The following is an 18,313-nucleotide window of genomic DNA, read 5'->3' on the forward strand; positions in this document are numbered from 1 at the left end:
AACCTAAACTGCGTGCGTATATCCTTTCCGGATGACACAAATAATAATTACATAGTAAGTGTAACACTATATGTAGTATGTGTCAATATAAAAGCACTATATATTGTTTATCATGAGAAGAAAATTACTATATATAGAGGATGCATGAATATGGCTTGAATATGGAAAATATTATCTCTTGATTTCAGAACGTATGTTCTATATAATGAGATATAAAGGAGGGGAACGTGAGTTTGGAAAAAGTGATTTTTCATATAGATGTAAATTCTGCCTTTTTGTCCTGGGAAGCGGTATATCGGCTGCATCATTTGGGATGGAAAGGCGATTTAAGAGAACAGGTGTCAGCGGTAGGTGGGGATATGGCGATGCGTCATGGAATCATTTTGGCAAAATCCATTCCAGCAAAGAAATATCGGATACAGACAGGTGAATCAATCTTGGAAGCAAAACAGAAATGTCCAAATCTTATCTTAGTGCCTCCGAATTATGGATTGTATGAGAGGTGTTCCAAAGCTTTTATGGGAATTTTGCAAGAGTATTCTCCCACAGTGGAACAATACTCGATAGATGAGGCGTTTGTAGATATGACTGGAACGGAATTGCTTTGGGGGACACCAGTGGAAGCGGCGGAGAAGATGCGGAGACAGATTAAGGAACGGCTTGGATTTACAGTGAATATCGGTATTTCAGAGAATAAACTGTTAGCTAAGATGGCAAGTGATTTTCAGAAGCCCGACAGAGTGCACACACTATGGAAGTCTGAGTTACAGAAAAAGATGTGGCCATTGCCGGTAAGCGACTTGTTTTTTGTAGGACGGGCAACAACAAAGACACTTTTCAAGTTGGGAATTCGGACCATAGGAGATTTGGCAAAGAGTGATCCGAGTTACTTAAAACAACATTTGAAGAAACATGGGGAAGTTGTCTGGGGGGTTGCAAATGGGATTGATGTGTCTGTAGTCCAGTCGGCCCCGCCTGCTAATAAGGGATACGGCAATTCTACAACGATTCCTTTTGATGTGACAGATGCATCTACAGCAAAATTGGTGCTGTTGGCTTTGGCAGAGACAGTAGGAAGCAGACTTCGTGGAGCAGGAGTCAGGGCAGAAGTGATTGCAGTAGGGATCAAGAATTATGATCTCAGTTATGCCAGTCACCAGATGACGCTTCAGAATGCAACCAATATTACGATAGAGATTCATCAGTGTGCTTGCCAGTTATTTGACCAGCTCTGGGATGGGACACCCATCCGGCATCTGGGAATCCATACCAGCCGCATCAAGGATCAGGTGAATATGAGACAACTAAATCTGTTTGATACGAATGATTATGAGAAACTGGAAAAAATGGATGAAACGATAGATCAGATCAGAAAACGGTATGGGAATGATTCGGTAATACGTGCGGCTTTTTTAGGTGGGTGTATTGATCACATGAGTGGTGGCATTTCACGGGAAAAACGTTCTGTGGACTATGAGAAATTAAAGACAGAATAGCGGGAAGGGGGAAGGAAAGGTGGCATTTGGAATCGGAATAAATACAGAGCATACAGAGCAGGAGCCTTTATCCGGAACCTATCATGAGGTGGCAGTCCAGTGCTGGTTCACAGCTACCGGAAAATCTCTGCCATTGATGCTGAAGGTAAAAGGGGAGGATGAAGAGATTATTCAAATCAATCATATCCAGGTTCTGACTGTAGAAAAGCAGTGGTATGCGGGAATTTTGAACTGGAAGTATAGATGTCAGGCGGTACTTTTGGGAAAACAAATCAATTTTGTGCTTCTCTTTTGTCCGGAGGATTGTGCATGGAAACTGGTTGTATAAGATACCAGGGATGAAGTAAAATAGGAAAAAGGAGGACAGAAAATGTGCGGAAGATATTATGTGGATGATGAAACTTCACGGGAAATTGAAAAGATTGTAAGGAAACTGGACCAGCGTTTAAAGATAGAGCATGGACAGGACATCCACCCGTCTGAATCTGCAGTCATTCTTACAAAGGAGTGTAAGGAAGTGGCTGCGAGGCAGATGCAGTGGGGCTTTCCGGGGTTCCAGGGAAAGGGACTGCTTATCAATGCAAGGGCAGAGGCGATACTGGACAAGAAGACCTTTCGGGACAGTGTGCTGCATCGAAGATGTGTGATTCCTGCCCATCACTTTTACGAATGGAGTAAAAACAAAGAAAAATATACTTTTCAAAGTCCAAAGCAGGATGCCACATTATTTATGGCAGGGTGTTATCAAATCTATAATGGTCAAAATCGTTTTGTAATTCTGACTACGCAGGCAAATGCTTCCGTAGCACCAGTGCATGAACGGATGCCATTGCTTTTGGAACGACAAGAACTGGAAGATTGGATTATGGAGGATGCAGCGGTAGAATTTATTCTTGCTAAGAAGCCCATACTGTTGAATCGGACAGCAGAATATGAACAACTGAAATTATTTTCATAAGAAGGGAAACCCATAAAAGTTTCCCTTCTTGACATAAAAATTTTTGAATTTAGAATCCATTGTTTATTTGTTCTGTTGCTGCAGGCATAGGAGGACTAGATTTTACATAGATTAATAGTTTCCCATGCAGATCCAAATCCTGTTTACTCCATTGCCCATTCTCATAAACCTTTTGGGTAATTGTATTGTAGATAATTGGCGTATCCTCTATACGTTCCATATCAACGACAAGGCAATCCTGAAGGGCAATATATGGATATAGAGCATCTTCAATATATGTCCTTAATTTTAATGCCTGCCTGTGCAGTAGTTCCACATCATACAGTTTTGATAAGGTATAGCTCATTTCTTTGAGCATCCCGGATGTTGTAATTGCCTGTTGGATAACAGAAATCTGCTCTTCCAGAGATACATCTGGATTTATCATAAGCTTTGATAATGTAATTTCTTTTACAAAAGCTGTTGCTGTATCACCAATTTGCTTTTTTAGGCTTTCATAAGGAATCCGATACTGTGTTTGTAAAATTTCAAGTGGAACGTATTCTCGGTTTTTCTTCAAAGTTGAAAGCAATTCACAAAGCCTGCTTCCCAATTCATATATGTTATTCAAGCACACATCACTTCCGATACGGTCTCTGGTGTATGAACCAAATGGTAAATGGTATTTTCTGTTTCGAAAACGATACTGTCATTTGATACTTCCAAAATCGTTAGGATAGGAGATGTCAGAATAGAGAAACCATTGACTCCAGAAATAATAGCACGTTCCCCAACCCGTAGCGAAGAATGAAACCATCCTGAGAGTGTCGTTATTTGTTTATCTTTCACATGGTGCTTTCGATTTGTCATAGTGTTCACACTCCTTTTGTAGCGTCATAGAAAATCTGTTTTTCATGGCTCGTTTTTATGTAACAGGGTAACTCAAACGAAAATATCCTTTCGATACAGGTATATATTCGTCTGGGTGTTCATATAAGGTGGCACGGATACGTTCCTGATAATGCGGATTCTTTTTCGCTTTTGGGTGTTCCTTTAATAAATCGTACAGGTCTTTTAAAGCCCCTCTTCCTCCAATACTCTCCATTGTCATCCGGATTAGATGATGCCAAGTCAGTGCAAGAATATCTGTATTTTGTACAGAAAACACACCTTCTTGCCGGATGCTGAAGGGGATAATGAAAGAATCTGTTTTTTTCAGCAACAGAGCATATTCTGTCACAATGGGAATGAAAGGCTTTTTGTACGTCCGATTGTCAGAAACACAATTAAACTGGCCCTTTACCAGAAAGGATTCAAAATTACCCATCCGCATTAAATCATTCTGCATACTATAGAACTTACCATGGAGCCGCATATCGCCTACCAGTATGGCAAGCCTCCCACCTTTCCGAAGTGCCAGGAAAAATTTCCGGATACAGTGATTTAGTTTTTCAAGAAAATCCGAATAGTTTTCACAGCGGGATAGGTCGTCCGGGTGAGGGGTTCCCCAGATATTTCCGGAATACTGGATCATATTATGGTAGGGTGGATGGAAAAAGATGAGATCAGCGGAATCCTCTACTTCATCTTTTAGAGCATTCCAGTTACCTTTTCCATACGCAGGTGCCGGATTTAGATCATAGAGCAGGGAGCGTACCTGATAACGGTCAGCAGCCGCGTTTGAAGTCCCAGAGCCACTCATAGGATCTAAGAGGGTAAAGGTGCTGGTATCTTTTCCGTAATATCGCTTATCGTCCAAGCAATAGCGTAGAAGTGCTGCAACCACTTCGGGGGAGCAGTTACCACGCCACTGGCTGTTACCGCCTTCTCCACGTTCTGGGTATGCCATGAAAGAAGTCAGTTCCTTTCCTACACGTTTTCGCAATCCTTCCGTTCCAAGCATGTCAGCGACAGTACGCCATTGGGGACCAAATTCAGCTTCTAATAATTGTGCTGCCCGATGCAGCATTAAGTCATTCATTTTATGTCACCTTCCTTTCATAATTTTGTTGGATGTAGCGGGAAATCGCCGCCGCAGTCATTTTGGCACAGCCTAAATCCATTTCGCTGAAAGGCTGTTGGTTTTTTGCACATAGTAAAAGACCCAACGTTTCACCAAATTCGTCTTTTTTAGAAATAGGGAAAAAGACTGATATGGGATATTTTCCTGTCATAGTAGGGTATATGCGTTCCTTTTCAGAGAATAATTTCATCTTTCCCTGTTGCAGAAGCCTTTGAATACTTTCTGTTACAGGCATATTAAGTGCTGTATGATAATTCTTGGAAGCAATGATTTTGGAATCATTACATAACAGGATCCGGCAAGGGACATTACTATGTAAAATATCCAGAAAACTGTCTAACCGGATATCCATAGGGATATGGGAGTCGCATTTACGAAGACAGATGTTGCGTGTGTCAGCTTCCAGCATCAATACATCGCCTGTATGAAGCTGTAGGGCTTTTCTTACTTTGGCAGGAATAATGATCCGCCCTTGTTGGTCAATATTTAGTGTTGTGGCATAATCCATAGAAATCTCCTTTCCTTTATAAAAAGAAGCAGTCTTTTCGGCTGCTTCTTTGTTGAAATTCTTTAAGCGACATACATACCATTCAGATATTGTTCTTGTGGTTGTTCTTGCATATAGGAAGACATTTCATGTGGCTGTATATTTTGTGCCATTCGTGCGTCCTGTTGTTTTTTAAATTGTTGTTTGCCGTTTTGAATCAGGAAGGATGCAACGTAGTTTTCCCAATTTACGATATAGGAATCAGCACGTTTTAACAGCATATAAAAATCCATATCTGTCAATTGGATAAAAGCACTTTTTTCAGAGATAAAACTTTGAGCCTGCATATAAGTGCCGCCGTTATGATTCTTTTTCTTGATACCTTTTCCGTTATTAATTTGAATTCTCCATGGGCTGGTCAGTATTTCCTGCTGGTTGTTATATACGTGGCGGGAAATAAAAAACTGTTGTGCAGTAGAATAGCCATTGCCATCCGGCACACCAAATATTTTGCTTTGCGACCATTCAAATTCAGGAAAGCCAGCGGTAACTCTGGACAGCAGAAATTGAATTTGTTCGGGTGCCAGATGAAAACGGGTGATAATATTTTTATCACCGGTACCACTAGAGTAATCCTGTATGGAGATTCCAATAAGGGAGTGAACTTTATGACCATTTTCTTCAAATTCTCCTTTTGCATGAAGCTGTGCATAGCTGTTATAACTTGTGTAGCGGAGACGGTCATACAGTGCAATTAATTTTTTACTGGTCTGTACTTTGCATATCTGATCTGTAATTGAGTTTTGATAATTTTCACTCATGTATGTTTTCCTTCTTTCTATTTCAAATATTGTTTTACAAGCTGTGTCATATTTTTAGGCAAATCTTCTAATTTGGTAATATCTAAAAAACCATCCTGATAGATTCTGCGGATGTTTTCTTTGTCATCACCAATTGCTGCAGCAAAGATCACAATGCCACGTTTACGATATTCATTCTTGATACCACGAAGATCTGCTTCTGCTTCCGTACCACTGTACCCACAATCTGCGGGCTGTCCGTCAGAGATTATGATGAGGAGTTTTTGTGATTCCGGACGCTTTGCCAGGTGTTCCGCAACATAACGAAGTGCAGCTCCATCCCGGTTGCCATTACGGGCAGACATATCCATCAGCCGGTAACGGTCAGAGTCATCCAGAGAATCAAATTCAGCATAGGAATACAAAGCAACCCCCTTAGAATCTGTAGAATGCCCATAAATGGTAATAGGAATTCCCAGGCTCATACAGAAATCATACAGCACGATTGCAGTTTTCCGGGCATGGGTAATACGATCTCCCCAGCCCATAGAACCACTTTCATCAACCAAAAGTCCCACGGAAAGTTTTTGTTCTTCATCCGGAAGCCTGGTTCTGGTAAAGATACCGCCGTCCTTTCGGTGTAAAGCCCGCATATCCAGCCTTTTACCAAATAACAGGTTTTTTTGTTTCCCGCCTTCTGCCTCTTCTTTTAATAAAGGAAGAATGGAACTTTGCAGCCTTTTGGAGGTCCGCAAAAGAGGGGAAACAACTGTTTGATAAGATTTGATAAAAAAGTCGGAAACTGGATTGATGCGGTGGATTGTTACATGGATGCCTGCATGGGCATTTCCGTAATGTATTTCATCCGCCGATTTTTGCAAGTCTTCTGTTAATTCCTGTTCATAATCATTTTGGGCTTTTTCCGTAGCAACATCATTTAGGATGCGTGCAAGATCATTCGCTGCATTTTCATAACCGGAACCGGCATACTGTGATGCGTATGTGATTCCTGGATTATTTCCATCTAATACTGCTGTAGTTTTAGCAAGTTCAATTCTTCCTCCTTCTTCCTGCAGTACCTTTTCTGCCTGGTTGATTGCATCTTGCCTGTAATTTGGATCAAGACCAGATAAGTCACAGGTTATAGGAGTTTTTGATTTTACTGTAGGACCTGGAATGTTTTTAGGGATTCCTCCGTTTTTACCAGTTGGAAGAGGAGATCCGCTACCTGATTCTTTCCGCAGCAGATCCTCCAGAGCATCGCCAACTTGGGTACTATCCTGCTTTTTTAAAGACTCTCTGGTTAACTCTACCATAGGCTGAATATAGTTCCAGCAAAGTACTAAAAGATAGTTGGAAGCACGTAAGCGTTCTTTCCCCTGTGTGGCAATTAAAGCATCGTCAATATAATCCATGCAGTCTGAAAGGGTGTCTGTGTATTCTCCAGAATAATTCGTGCGGTTATTTATATTACCAGTCCGGCAATAAGACAAAATTAAATTGCTCATAATGGAAAACGGCTGATAGCCACAGTCAATTTGTTCCTGTATAGAAGGAATCAATTCAGACATCCGCAGATTATTGATCTGTATTCCCTGCTTAAAAGTTCCGGGATATTCTTCACACATCCGGGCTTCAATGTAGATGTCCTCCAGTATATTATTAAACTGTGCAGCACAGCGGGATAGCGTCAGACACGTTGCGTTATCTTTTTCTTCCATGGCATCTAAGATGTCCTGCAGATTTGCCTTGTATCCAGAAGGCAGATTGTCTGGTGCTTCTGGATAGAAGGAACCATTTTCCATATTGGTCAGATAAAGCTGTAGTGATGCAAAATCAGAGTAACGCAGATGTCCGATTTCATGTCCAGTTAGACCAGTCAGGCTTTGTGACCGCAGAAATCGGGAAGGAAAGCTTTGGGTTATCGAGTTTGCGGCGTTACAGTGAATTCTATAATTATCTGTATAAGCGATGTCTGCATTTTCAGAACTGTCCCATTCCATAAGCACCTGAAGTCCATAGCGAGAACGGCCAGTAGCCGCTTTCGCCAGAGATGTTTGGTATTTTTGGAAAGCCGATGAAAGAAAGAGTTCTTCATCAGTGATTTTTGACTCCGTATCCCGGATCATTCTTTTTAAAGCTTTTTGAGTGTTATTCAATTTTTTCACCTTTCTTTCTTTTTCATATTTTGGGTTAGGAGATCTTCCATTGTACAGCCGTAATACTGGGCTAACCGAAAGACGGCGTAAGCAGATGGAAGCGTATGCCCATTTTCATAGTTCATAATTGTTTTTTCCGGTAGATGCAGAAGTCTTGCTACGGCTTTCTGAGAGAGTTTCGTCTGCTTGGATTTTCTTAAATAAACGAGATTTTCTGCCAGAGTTTTGCGTAGTTCGGCTTCGGTATAAAAGGTGTTCCTCAATAGTGTGTTATGATGCAAGAACTGTATCCAAGCAAGAACCTTCAATTTCGATACGGCTTTCAGAATCGGCAGTGACGGAAGATAAAATGGTATAATGAGCAGCTTCCTGTATATCGCCACATACCATAAAAGACTGAACCCAGGCAATTAATTCCCGGACTCCACAGCAGCCATCTGTTATCAGGTTATCCTGACAATACTGTGCGATGGAACGTACAATCTGTGTCATGGTACGTACTGATTTTTTATCGGAACATCCGGTAATAGCAAGAACACGCTCTACCATGGTCTCTTCATCCGGTTCATCCATATCTATGACCATATTCATCCTTGAAATGACAGACTGGTTCATGGGACGACAGCCGGCATAGTCATGATTAGTTGTGACTACAATGGTAGTATCCGGATGCCGATGGATGACTTCCCCGTTTGGCAGAAATACGCTGTTACAACGGTCCAATAGGGAATTAAGTCCTACCAGTACACCAGGATTGGCAATCACCGTAGGCTCCTGTATTTCTACCAGATAGCCGTTTCGGATGGCTTCAACCAGTGGTGTATCCACATAGCGGAACTGTTGGCTGCTGGAGGTAGCAGCTTGTTTCTGCTTCATTTCCTCAGATATATGATGGATCAATTCTTCATAAACTGTATTTTCTGATACCTTTTCATCATAAGTACCCGTTAATTTTTCATAGGCAGTAGCCGGATCGAGGGTAATGTCTTGAAAAGAGGGCAGTTCCCCTACCAAAGAAAGCTGTTTTTCATCTACATCAGGTAAAATCTGTCCAAGAAGGTCAAAAATTTCTGTATTTGCCGAGCAGGTGATGCATCGGTAAGGCAGGTGAAGTCCTGCAGCAATGGCTTTGGCACCTTCGGTCTTTCCCGTTCCAGCAGGCCCACGGAGCATAAAATTCCTCATAGGCTGCTTGCTGTCAGTTGTTAATTTGGCATGTTCGCATATTCTTTGGATTTCTTTTGGGATTACATACCAATCTTCGAGAATAGGAACGGTTGATTCTTCTTGGGGAGTTAATGTCCGAGAATTGGACAGGATGTATTTATCGACAAAATCTTCTTTGGGAATTGAAACGGCGGAAGCAGTATAGTGATGTCCACCTTTTAATACCTGAAAGGTACCCTGGATAATTTCCGTTGGTGCATAAACACCTTTTTGGATATTCAGTGGTGTAAGTCTTTGGAGCACGCCATTTGCAGGAGTGTCAACTTTGATGTTCCCGATAGGAAGGGAATCACCATAACGGATCCTGCGGTACACGTTATCACAAAGAACCGCAGCCGTTTCTGCAGCTTTGGGCAGGTCAGGAAAACCGTCATCACGGTGTTGCTTTAATTCCTGATATTTTTCATTGAATTCGTCATCTGAAAGGAAAGTAGGCATTAAAGCAAAATAAAGAGCACTTCCGGAATCTTCATCTTTTTTAAACTGATATGGCTCTGGTTTACTGTCCAGATCCAAAGGTTTTTCATACTTTCCGGCTATAAATTTCCCAGTCATACGGTTGTAGACCACTACATGCAGCAACCCGGTACGGCTTGGATATTCTGCGATTGTAAAATTGTTTGCCTGGCTTCCAATGGCTCCGAGTTCTTCCTCTGCTTTTCCAGCAGGTGGATTTTCCAAATTCATATAAGAAAAAACTGCCTGCAAAGTAGCAGAATGGAGAGTAGCCCGTTTTTTAGGCTGATTACAGTATTTGGAAGCGATGTCTTTCATCACTGCACTTTTCCCGGAATAGCTGTCAAATGGAGATGGTAGCGTTCTTTCAAAAGTCCAGTTAGGGACAAAGTTTGTATTTGGCATAGTATTTCCTCCTTTATTCTTTTATCCAGGATAATTCTAGTGCCTGGTCCTTTTCTTTTGCGGTCAATTCATCTTTTTGGAAGATGGAAATGAGAATATCCCAATAGTTTCGTGGCGGGAAATAATCAAAACAATCCTTGATTTCCGCTGTATCACCATTTTGGATGTAAATTTGCCCGTTTTCATTAATATAGAGTTTATGGTGTCCTTTCGCATGGAGCTGTCCGATAAGGTTCTCCAGTTTTTTCTTGCCAATTAAGGAATACCAGGATTCCGGATCAGCAAAAGGAACATCGTCCTCATCGGTAACTGTGACAGTCTTTTTGAGGCTGGCAATGGTCAGCATTTGAAGTTCCAGATATCCGTATTGGTTCATACGTGCTTCCGCAAAGTTGTAGTCCTCCGTATGAAAGGTTCTCAGACGTATGGGATTTCCGCAAAGAAGCTGCTTCATGGATGGCGGCTTCTGGAATTCCCATGTTGCATTTGGAAATGCAGCCTGTAGTTTGTCGGTAATCTGATAGCTGATTTGTCTCCAAAGCAATTCTTCTGTTTCGGAAACTGGCTCAGATGATTTCAAAGAAGACCAAGGGCTTGTTTTGCCCTGGTTCTTGAGTAGGTTTAGAGTCAGTTTATAGATTTTAGGAAGAAGTGTGGAAAGAAATAGCAGCAGGATGCCAAGGATTCCGATACTTGCGACTGCATTACGATTTCCATTTCCTGGTATGAATATAGTTGCAATTAACAAAATTATTGTGAGCATACTTAGAACTTTAAGAAATTTCTTTTGTGTATTCACTTCATTTCCTCCATGTTTGTTTCAATAGAAAAAGGAATTGCAGCAGACCAGTAGATACTGGAAAGTCGCAATTCCTTCATTTTAGGGATCTTTGATAATTTACGGGAATGGAAGCTGCTGTGGTGGTGTATTTTCCGGAATATTGGTAAATCCATCACCAGATACATTGCCAGCCGTAAATCCCTGTGGTGCATAAGCCGATCCCCCTGCCGGAGCATAAGACATCTGTTGTGCGGCCTGTGGCATCATATTGTTATTGACTGGCATTGCGCCAGTAGGCACGGTACCGGAAGGATTCATTCCCGGGTTTCCATTATAAGTAGCACCGTTTGCTGGTACTGGTGGAACATTCGGATTTCCGACCATTGGATTCCCCGGTACAGGTGTTGCTGCATTGGTATCATTACGATTCGCAGGTAAGAACTGCCAGTCCTTTACCATAATTTGCGGCGTGATAGCTGCTTGACCTGCATTATTGCCTTTCTGGTGAATATACGGATGGAGTTCTAAATCTCCGTAGACCATGAGACACGTTGATTTTTTGACACCGGCTTTTATCAGTCGATCTGCAAGAAACTTGTTGCAGTAACACTGATAGAAGATGGGTTCTTCCTTTCCGTTTTGACCTCTCTGGTTGGTAGCAAGCCCCAGACTGATGTATTCAGTTCCGGAGTTCTTTGCTTGTTGCATAACCGGATCGGCAGTTACCCTTCCTGTTACAATGATAATAGATGACATAAAAATTCTCCTTTCTGCCCTTTGGGCGATAAAATAGTGATAAATAAAAAAAGTGCCATTATAGCACCGTATAAAACGGCATTATAATGACACGATTTTCCAACTTAAACTGCATGTGTACTGGAGATAGTATCCAGACACCCTATAAAGGGATAACACAAAACTTAAATACAATATCATAGTAACACAAGATATAGCGAAGGTCAATGATAAAATACCATATATAGTATTTTGCGATTCGAAATAATAATTTTTGTGTCAAAATGCTTGGAAGTGTAGTATTTTATGAGGATAATCCCAAATAGATATAAAATTTTCATAAAACACTACTACCTTTTCAGAGTAGATAAAATGTGGTAGAATGAGGAAAAATTATTAGGAGGATGCATTATGGCAAGACGAAAAAAACTGGAAAACACATGTTTGGAAGAGCAACTGGAGTATGTGGAACAGGAGATTCGTACAAAAGAGTCCGATTTAAAGGAACTGCGTCATAAAGCAAAAGAGATTCAAAAAGAGATAGAAGAGAAGCAGAAAGATGATCTGTTTAAGGCTTTGGTAGCATCTGGGAAAACCATTGATGAGGTTATGAGATTTATAAAGGCAACAGGAGAAGATAAAATCGAATAAAAAAAATGAAAGATGCCGTTGTGGGGGAGTGAATCTGCAACGGTGTTTTTTATGGTCAGCTGAAATACAAATGATTTTCATAGACCACAATCACCGTTACCTTGGAAAGGAATATGTAGTGGTTCGAAGTTGTGTCTTTGCATTTGTAATTCGTAGATTTAATATATACTGCGTGGAAGTTAAGCCATTGTAGTGTCTAAAACTACGGATAACTCAGATGGTGCTTGGACGTATGTGATAGTTAATGAAGTGTTTGTGCCTGAAAAAATTGTTGAGGGTATACCTAGTTGTTTGAAAGTATGAAAAAAGTGAATAGGGTAAAAAATACCGTTACAGATTAATCTTTGTAATGGTATTTTTTGCGTGAATTTATTCTAATGGTGTAATTTATAACCTATTCCCCATACAGTATCGATATAAGGGGCTTGGTTTCCTATATGCTCTAGTTTTTTTCTTAGGTTGCTTATATGGACATTGAGAGTATTATCATCTGAAATATAATCTTTTCCCCAAATAAGTTGATATAAAGATTCCTTTGTAAAAGTCTGTTTTGGATGTTTGATTAGTAGCTGTAAGAGGTTATATTCGGTAGTAGTCAGAGTAAGCTCTGTGTTATTTACAAGTACTTTGTGATCATCCACATTTATGCGAATATCTTTAAAGGAATATTCCGTTTGGGGACTTTCGCTGCAACGGCGCAAAACACTTTCTATTCGTGCGAGAACTTCTTCATGATAAAAAGGTTTAGTTATATAATCATCTGCACCGGATCGGAGAAGGTTTATACGAATCTCAGGCTGATTTTTGGCAGATATAACAATAACTGGAATAGAATTGTTGTGTTTTTTTAGGTGAAATAGTATTTTTTCACCAGGCAAATCGGGAAGCATCAAATCTAATAACATTAAATCATATTTTTTAGAGGAAAGAGCTTCAATTGCTTCTATCCCATTGTGATATGCTGAAACATTGTAATGGTTTCTTTTTAATAATTCTGTAAGAATAAAGCAAATTTCTTTATCATCTTCTACTAATAATATATCAATCATAATAAACTCCTTTGGTAATAGGTATGGTAAAAATACTAACATGATTTGTAATTTCATACAAGTTACTGTTTTAAATAATTTGAAGGTTTCATAGGCGAGTGGGAAAATATAAAGATAAATTTATAATTTTATGGAAATTTAAGAACTGATTTAAGAGAAATGTTAGAATTAGACATTATCATTATCATTATAGGATTTAAGAAACGAGGGAAGTGATTAGAATGAAAGAACCCGAAAAAATATTGGAAGCAAAAGATATTTGTAAAGCATACGGAAAAAATATGGTACTTAATCAGGTAAATCTTACGATAAAAGCGGGCGAGATATATGGACTGGTTGGAGAAAATGGTGCAGGAAAAAGTAGCCTGATGAAAGTTATTACAGGACTAACAAAGCCGACTTCAGGTGAGATAAGTTTATTTGGTAAAAAAAATCTTGAAGATGAAAGAAATAAGATAGGATGTTTAATTGAAAATCCAGCTTTGTATATGGACATGACAGCACGCCAAAATTTGGAAATCCAGCGTACTCAACGAGGAATTCCAGGAAAAAGTAGTATTGATGAAGTTCTGGAAATAATGGATTTAAAGGACGCTGGAAATAAAAGAGTGAAGGCTTTTTCTTTAGGGATGAAACAGCGATTAGGAATTGCAATTGCATTGCTTGGTCGCCCACAGTTGCTAATTTTAGATGAACCAATAAATGGCTTAGATCCAACCAAAATTAAATATGTGCGAGAAGTCTTAAAGAATATGAATGAAGAAGATGGTACAACGATACTTATATCCAGTCATATTTTGCCAGAGTTACATCAACTTGCAACTGTATATGGATTTATACATCATGGAAAAATGTTACAACAGATTACAGATAAAGAATTAGATGAGAAATGTCGTCGTCATGTTCATATCGAAGTAGACAATGTGGAAAAGGCTAGTTGTATTTTAGATGAGAGGTATCCAGAAAGTCAAATAAAAGTTTATTTAAGAAATGTGATTAAGGTATTTGGTTATAATAAAAATATTTCTGATATAACAAAAGAATTAGTATATGGAGGAGTTGGTGTAGAAAAAATAGGATATGAAGGAGAAGACTTAGAAGAGTATTACACAAATCTATTATCGGAGGTGAAATCGAATGAGACAGCTTAAAGCAGAGTACTATAAAATGAAATATTCGCGAGCCTCGAAGTGGGTTTTAGTATTTATGGCATTTATTTTTTTTATACCGTTCGTTGTGGGAAATGATACATTGTTTATGACTTTTGGTGATTATAGAAATATAGATAGCATTGGTTGGATTTGCTACATAGACGACATGAATAATGTAAAAGCTGCAGAAATCGCAAGATTTGCATTATCAATTAATTTTTTTTCTTGGATTGGATTAATTGTCTATATTACGACAATGGTATCTGCAGAATTTCATCAAGGAACAATAAGAGCTTCTGTCGTATATGGGATAAATCGAACCAAATTATTTTTAAGTAAATTACTGGTGATAAATGTTCACTTTTTTATTCTCTATTATATTGTGGAAACTGCATTAGGCTTAGGATTAGCATGGAAGTATGGTTTTCATTATAAAGGTGAGGAATTTTTGATTTTTATCGGAATGGTTACCTTAAATATGATAGCTATGATTGGAATGGAAGCTGTGGCGGTTTTGATTACGGTTTTAGTAAAGAATACAGGAATTGTGGCAGCTTTATCATGTGTATATTTCTTTGCAGGTGCGATTACTTATCCTATGGTATATGAGAATTTTCAAAATCAATCAGTGCTTCTTAAAGCATTTTGTGTTATGAACCCGACCACTTATATGTATAATATTTGTGGATATCGGATGACAAATGGGATTGTTGTTGGAACTATTATGTATGGTATGGGTGCGTGCCTGGTGGGGATAGTTTTAATGCATTTTGCATTGAAACGTCAAGAACTTTAATTTGTGTTTCAAGTAGCTCTTACTACTTTGAAATAAATAAATATTTTACAGGAGGATATTGCAATGAAGTGGATTAACAAAGCATCAGAGGACAAAAGTACAAGAATCTGCTGGGTTTACAATGATAAAGGTTGTGGATCTAAAAAGGCTACATGTGTAATTCGTTACTAAAGATATTTGTAGTCAGTAAAGGAAAATGTGCTCAGCAATATGCTGGGCACATTTTCATTATTGCAAAGAACACTGTGAAAACAAGAGATTAAGAAAAGAGGATATAATAATGAAATTATCAAGATACAATATAGAGAAAAAAGAAGATAAAAGTTGTTTGATTTACAATACGGTCACATCTGCAATACTGGAATTAGATACTGATTATGAAAAATCATATTATGAAATGAAAGAAGGGAAAAAATGTTCAAAGCCTGATTTAGAGTCAGCATTATTAGAGGGTGGTATGCTAGTTGAAGATGATAAAGATGAATTTGCAGAATTGCTTATAAGAAATAAAATAGAAAGGTTTGCGGATTCAAATCTTACATTAACTATTGCCCCAACTATGGCATGTAATTTTTGTTGTCCCTATTGCTATGAAAAAGGGAGAGAATATATTACTATGTCTGAGACTGTTCAGGATCAATTAACATCGCAGCTCAAAGAAAAATATCAGCATATACATGAATTAACGGTATCTTGGTATGGAGGGGAGCCATTATTGGCAATTGAAACTATTGAAAAATTAACCAAAAAGATAAAGTCTGTTTTGCCACTTGGTTGCAAATATAATGCGGATATGGTCACAAATGGTTATAAATTGACTAGAAGAGTAGCTGAAAAATTAAAAGACATGGACATCCACTATATTCAAGTTACTTTAGATGGTTCAAAACAAGCCCATGATAGTAGAAGGATTCTCCATAATCATCAGCCTACCTTCGAACATATATTGGACAATATAAGAGAATGTGCGGATATTTTGAATATTTCGATAAGAATTAATGTTGACAAGACAAATATAAACGAAGCAACAGAAATATTTGATTGGCTAGAAAGATATGGTTTAAAAGGTAGAGTTGGTTATTATTTAGCACCAGTAGATGATATTAATGGAGTATGTAATAATCATATATGTATGGAACGACCACAGTACGCAAAAGAAGAGATTGCGTTTTATAAAGAAGGGATTAAGAGAGGCTTTATGTACCAAGGTGTTAAGCCGAGCAATTATGGTGTATGTGGAGCAATTAGCTTAAATTCATTTGTGATAGGTCCAGATGGAGCGTTGTATAAATGTTGGAATGATATTGGATATAGTGAACGAAGTATCGGTAATTTGGAAAAAGGAATCAAACTTACAAATAAATTTGTAGAATGGCTTTCCTATGATGTCGTAAAGGATCAAGAATGTAAAGATTGTTCATTTTTTCCAGTATGTTATGGTGGGTGTGCTGCTTATAAAAATAAGATTTGTTCTTCAGTAAAATGGAATGCAGAAGAGATGTTGGAGCTGATGAAAGAAATGGCTCAATGAAATAGCAGGGAGAATTGGAATGATAAAATTTTGCAGTAAATATGTTTTTCAATATAAAATAGAATATGGGATATATTTTTTGTTGGGTATTATACTGTGCGGGTTAAATACATTTATACCGGCTGCTATGGGACAATTTATTAATATGTTTAATGTGGAAACAACATATTCAGCAATGTTAAAATTCATATTTTTATTACTGTTATTGTATGTTGGTAAGGAAATTGTCTGCTATGTCAATAAAATACTTTATATAAGGATACAGACTAATGCAGCATTTTCATTAAATTTCGAAATTGTAAATCATTTAAAAAAAGTTTCGCCACTCGTAATTGGCAGAACTGATTTATCGTACTTATCTCAAAGGATAAACAATGATGCGAATGATGTACTTATTTTTTTCATCAGCTCCTTGACTGAATTGATATTTTCAGTTTTTTCAGCGGGTATAATCTTATTTATGATTTGGAAAATGGATTCGATTGCTTTTATAGTTACAATGTTTTTATTAGCACTTTATTTTTTTATATATATTGGCTTCAAAAAGCGTATTTATAATTGCAGTTATGGAATGAAAGAGGAGAAATCCAATTTCTTCTCCAGACTGCAGGAACAATTAGAAAAAATAGAGTTTATAAAAATACATAGTATGGATTCATTTTTTTCAAATAGGTTAGTAGCATCATATCAAAAATTATATCGATCTATATTTAAACAACAAGCGACTATCCAGGCATTTGCAAATCTTGAAGGGATTGTAGGGGCAATATCTGTATGCATTTTACTTTGGATTGGAGGAAAAAAGATACTTACTGGAGATATGCAAATAGGATATTTCTATATGATTTCAGTATATTTTAATATGATTTTGGAATATGGAAAAGAAATAGTGGCATACGGTCAAGAATACCAAGAGGCTTATGTATCCTTTGAACGTATAAAATCTATTTTAGAAATTAAGGAGCAGTCTAAGGGGTGTATAAGACTTAATGAAATCAAACAAATTAGAATTCAGGATTTGAATTTTGCATATGACCAGAAAGAAACCATAAAAAGTTTTTCTACAAACTTAAAAAAGGGGAAAGTTTATGGATTGAAAGGAGAAAACGGATGTGGGAAAAGTACACTTATTAAAATTTTAATGGGTATGTATGTAGATGAATATCAAGGGAATATAATATGGAACGATACAGAAATGAGAAATTTAGATATGGATTATATAAGAGAACATGTAATCAGTGTAACAGAACAGGAGCCGACTTTAATAGCAGATACAATATATAATAATATTGCTTTATATCGAAAGCTTGATGTAAAATGTATACAGAGAGCCGTTGATTGCTTTGGTGATAGTATTTTGAAAAGAGATAATTGGGATTTGCAAATTAATGAAAAGTCAAGTAATATTTCCGGTGGAGAAAAGCAAAAAATTGCAATTATTCGCCAAGTAGTGCAAGACGGTCAGGTAATGATTTTTGATGAGCCTACCTCAGCTATGGATGAGAGTGGAAAAAAACAATTTTTACAGTTGATCGATCAAATTAAAAATCATAAAATAATTATTATTGTTTCACATGATAATGCAATCTTGAATACATGTGATGAGATTCTAATATTATAAGGAGATAT

General features: G+C 38.0%; 19 protein-coding genes. 8 read left to right on the plus strand and 11 right to left on the minus strand.

The features are described 5' to 3' along the window. Positions 1 to 227 precede the first annotated feature (227 nt). The 3 genes from WBS51_RS04035 to WBS51_RS04045 are packed head-to-tail and all read left to right on the plus strand — an operon-like array spanning position 228 to position 2,454. Positions 228 to 1,496 (plus strand): Y-family DNA polymerase, encoded by a 1,269-nt coding sequence (locus WBS51_RS04035; protein WP_118064348.1) that lies wholly within the window; start codon positions 228 to 230, stop codon positions 1,494 to 1,496. A 19-nt stretch (positions 1,497 to 1,515) separates the two neighbouring features. Further along, on the plus strand, positions 1,516 to 1,824 hold the full coding sequence (locus tag WBS51_RS04040) for a hypothetical protein (RefSeq protein ID WP_054337543.1): 309 nt from the start codon (positions 1,516 to 1,518) through the stop codon (positions 1,822 to 1,824). A 42-nt stretch (positions 1,825 to 1,866) separates the two neighbouring features. Further along, positions 1,867 to 2,454, plus strand: a complete 588-nt coding sequence (locus WBS51_RS04045; protein ID WP_054337544.1) for an SOS response-associated peptidase — start codon at positions 1,867 to 1,869, stop codon at positions 2,452 to 2,454. 49 nt (positions 2,455 to 2,503) lie between these two features. Here WBS51_RS04045 and WBS51_RS04050 read toward each other — a convergent pair whose 3' ends face one another. From WBS51_RS04050 to WBS51_RS04095, 10 genes are all read right to left on the minus strand, one after another. Continuing rightward, positions 2,504 to 3,064, minus strand: a complete 561-nt coding sequence (locus tag WBS51_RS04050; RefSeq protein WP_054337545.1) for a hypothetical protein — start codon at positions 3,062 to 3,064, stop codon at positions 2,504 to 2,506. Next, positions 3,061 to 3,303 (minus strand): hypothetical protein, encoded by a 243-nt coding sequence (locus tag WBS51_RS04055; RefSeq protein ID WP_054337546.1) that lies wholly within the window; start codon positions 3,301 to 3,303, stop codon positions 3,061 to 3,063. The genes WBS51_RS04050 and WBS51_RS04055 overlap by 4 nt, the downstream gene beginning before the upstream one ends. 55 nt (positions 3,304 to 3,358) lie before the next feature. Next, complete coding sequence (locus WBS51_RS04060; RefSeq protein ID WP_118064350.1) at positions 3,359 to 4,414, minus strand: TRM11 family methyltransferase; 1,056 nt, start codon at positions 4,412 to 4,414, stop codon at positions 3,359 to 3,361. A 1-nt stretch (position 4,415) separates the two neighbouring features. Continuing rightward, positions 4,416 to 4,964 (minus strand): AbrB/MazE/SpoVT family DNA-binding domain-containing protein, encoded by a 549-nt coding sequence (locus WBS51_RS04065; protein ID WP_055151554.1) that lies wholly within the window; start codon positions 4,962 to 4,964, stop codon positions 4,416 to 4,418. A gap of 62 nt (positions 4,965 to 5,026) precedes the next feature. Further along, positions 5,027 to 5,764 (minus strand): hypothetical protein, encoded by a 738-nt coding sequence (locus tag WBS51_RS04070; RefSeq protein WP_054337547.1) that lies wholly within the window; start codon positions 5,762 to 5,764, stop codon positions 5,027 to 5,029. Between the two features lie 17 nt (positions 5,765 to 5,781). Beyond that, complete coding sequence (locus WBS51_RS04075) at positions 5,782 to 7,911, minus strand: vWA domain-containing protein (RefSeq protein ID WP_118064352.1); 2,130 nt, start codon at positions 7,909 to 7,911, stop codon at positions 5,782 to 5,784. Then, on the minus strand, positions 7,908 to 8,285 hold the full coding sequence (locus WBS51_RS04080; protein ID WP_225084396.1) for a helix-turn-helix domain-containing protein: 378 nt from the start codon (positions 8,283 to 8,285) through the stop codon (positions 7,908 to 7,910). Before WBS51_RS04080 ends, WBS51_RS04075 begins: the two co-directional genes overlap by 4 nt. Next, positions 8,173 to 9,990 (minus strand): AAA family ATPase, encoded by a 1,818-nt coding sequence (locus WBS51_RS04085; RefSeq protein WP_118064354.1) that lies wholly within the window; start codon positions 9,988 to 9,990, stop codon positions 8,173 to 8,175. Before WBS51_RS04085 ends, WBS51_RS04080 begins: the two co-directional genes overlap by 113 nt. 13 nt (positions 9,991 to 10,003) lie before the next feature. Further along, positions 10,004 to 10,570: a hypothetical protein gene (locus WBS51_RS04090; protein ID WP_243000197.1), complete on the minus strand. Its 567-nt coding sequence runs from the start codon at positions 10,568 to 10,570 to the stop codon at positions 10,004 to 10,006. Between the two features lie 318 nt (positions 10,571 to 10,888). Next, complete coding sequence (locus tag WBS51_RS04095; protein WP_054337550.1) at positions 10,889 to 11,527, minus strand: single-stranded DNA-binding protein; 639 nt, start codon at positions 11,525 to 11,527, stop codon at positions 10,889 to 10,891. A 390-nt stretch (positions 11,528 to 11,917) separates the two neighbouring features. Between WBS51_RS04095 and WBS51_RS04100 the strand changes: the two genes are divergently transcribed. Then, positions 11,918 to 12,157: a flagellar export protein FliJ gene (locus WBS51_RS04100; RefSeq protein WP_118064356.1), complete on the plus strand. Its 240-nt coding sequence runs from the start codon at positions 11,918 to 11,920 to the stop codon at positions 12,155 to 12,157. 374 nt (positions 12,158 to 12,531) lie between these two features. Here WBS51_RS04100 and WBS51_RS04105 read toward each other — a convergent pair whose 3' ends face one another. After that, a complete protein-coding gene (locus tag WBS51_RS04105) occupies positions 12,532 to 13,206 on the minus strand; it encodes a response regulator transcription factor (RefSeq protein WP_243003948.1) in 675 nt (224 codons plus the stop codon). A gap of 221 nt (positions 13,207 to 13,427) precedes the next feature. Here WBS51_RS04105 and WBS51_RS04110 point away from each other — a divergent pair, with 221 nt between their 5' ends. The 4 genes from WBS51_RS04110 to WBS51_RS04125 all read left to right on the plus strand — a co-directional run bounded on the left by WBS51_RS04110 (position 13,428) and on the right by WBS51_RS04125 (position 18,305). Then, positions 13,428 to 14,357 (plus strand): ABC transporter ATP-binding protein, encoded by a 930-nt coding sequence (locus WBS51_RS04110; protein ID WP_015526838.1) that lies wholly within the window; start codon positions 13,428 to 13,430, stop codon positions 14,355 to 14,357. After that, on the plus strand, positions 14,344 to 15,153 hold the full coding sequence (locus tag WBS51_RS04115) for an ABC transporter permease subunit (RefSeq protein ID WP_054337552.1): 810 nt from the start codon (positions 14,344 to 14,346) through the stop codon (positions 15,151 to 15,153). Before WBS51_RS04110 ends, WBS51_RS04115 begins: the two co-directional genes overlap by 14 nt. Before the next feature lie 280 nt (positions 15,154 to 15,433). Then, positions 15,434 to 16,684 (plus strand): radical SAM/SPASM domain-containing protein, encoded by a 1,251-nt coding sequence (locus WBS51_RS04120; RefSeq protein ID WP_025580532.1) that lies wholly within the window; start codon positions 15,434 to 15,436, stop codon positions 16,682 to 16,684. A 19-nt stretch (positions 16,685 to 16,703) separates the two neighbouring features. Next, a complete protein-coding gene (locus tag WBS51_RS04125) occupies positions 16,704 to 18,305 on the plus strand; it encodes an ATP-binding cassette domain-containing protein (protein WP_117457428.1) in 1,602 nt (533 codons plus the stop codon). Positions 18,306 to 18,313 lie beyond the last annotated feature (8 nt).

The sequence above is a fragment of the Blautia acetica genome (genome assembly GCF_038739805.1).
GTDB lineage: Bacteria > Bacillota > Clostridia > Lachnospirales > Lachnospiraceae > Blautia.

What these genes read in the sequence shown, in the direction of transcription:
- WBS51_RS04120 (WP_025580532.1), top strand. Translation starts at nt 15,434, where the DNA reads ATGAAATTATCAAGATACAATATAGAGAAAAAAGAAGATAAAAGTTGT.
- WBS51_RS04070 (WP_054337547.1), bottom strand. Translation starts at nt 5,764, where the DNA reads ATGAGTGAAAATTATCAAAACTCAATTACAGATCAGATATGCAAAGTA.
- WBS51_RS04115 (WP_054337552.1), top strand. Translation starts at nt 14,344, where the DNA reads ATGAGACAGCTTAAAGCAGAGTACTATAAAATGAAATATTCGCGAGCC.
- WBS51_RS04125 (WP_117457428.1), top strand. Translation starts at nt 16,704, where the DNA reads ATGATAAAATTTTGCAGTAAATATGTTTTTCAATATAAAATAGAATAT.
- WBS51_RS04065 (WP_055151554.1), bottom strand. Translation starts at nt 4,964, where the DNA reads ATGGATTATGCCACAACACTAAATATTGACCAACAAGGGCGGATCATT.
- WBS51_RS04045 (WP_054337544.1), top strand. Translation starts at nt 1,867, where the DNA reads ATGTGCGGAAGATATTATGTGGATGATGAAACTTCACGGGAAATTGAA.
- WBS51_RS04110 (WP_015526838.1), top strand. Translation starts at nt 13,428, where the DNA reads ATGAAAGAACCCGAAAAAATATTGGAAGCAAAAGATATTTGTAAAGCA.
- WBS51_RS04105 (WP_243003948.1), bottom strand. Translation starts at nt 13,206, where the DNA reads ATGATTGATATATTATTAGTAGAAGATGATAAAGAAATTTGCTTTATT.
- WBS51_RS04055 (WP_054337546.1), bottom strand. Translation starts at nt 3,303, where the DNA reads ATGACAAATCGAAAGCACCATGTGAAAGATAAACAAATAACGACACTC.
- WBS51_RS04100 (WP_118064356.1), top strand. Translation starts at nt 11,918, where the DNA reads ATGGCAAGACGAAAAAAACTGGAAAACACATGTTTGGAAGAGCAACTG.
- WBS51_RS04095 (WP_054337550.1), bottom strand. Translation starts at nt 11,527, where the DNA reads ATGTCATCTATTATCATTGTAACAGGAAGGGTAACTGCCGATCCGGTT.
- WBS51_RS04060 (WP_118064350.1), bottom strand. Translation starts at nt 4,414, where the DNA reads ATGAATGACTTAATGCTGCATCGGGCAGCACAATTATTAGAAGCTGAA.
- WBS51_RS04085 (WP_118064354.1), bottom strand. Translation starts at nt 9,990, where the DNA reads ATGCCAAATACAAACTTTGTCCCTAACTGGACTTTTGAAAGAACGCTA.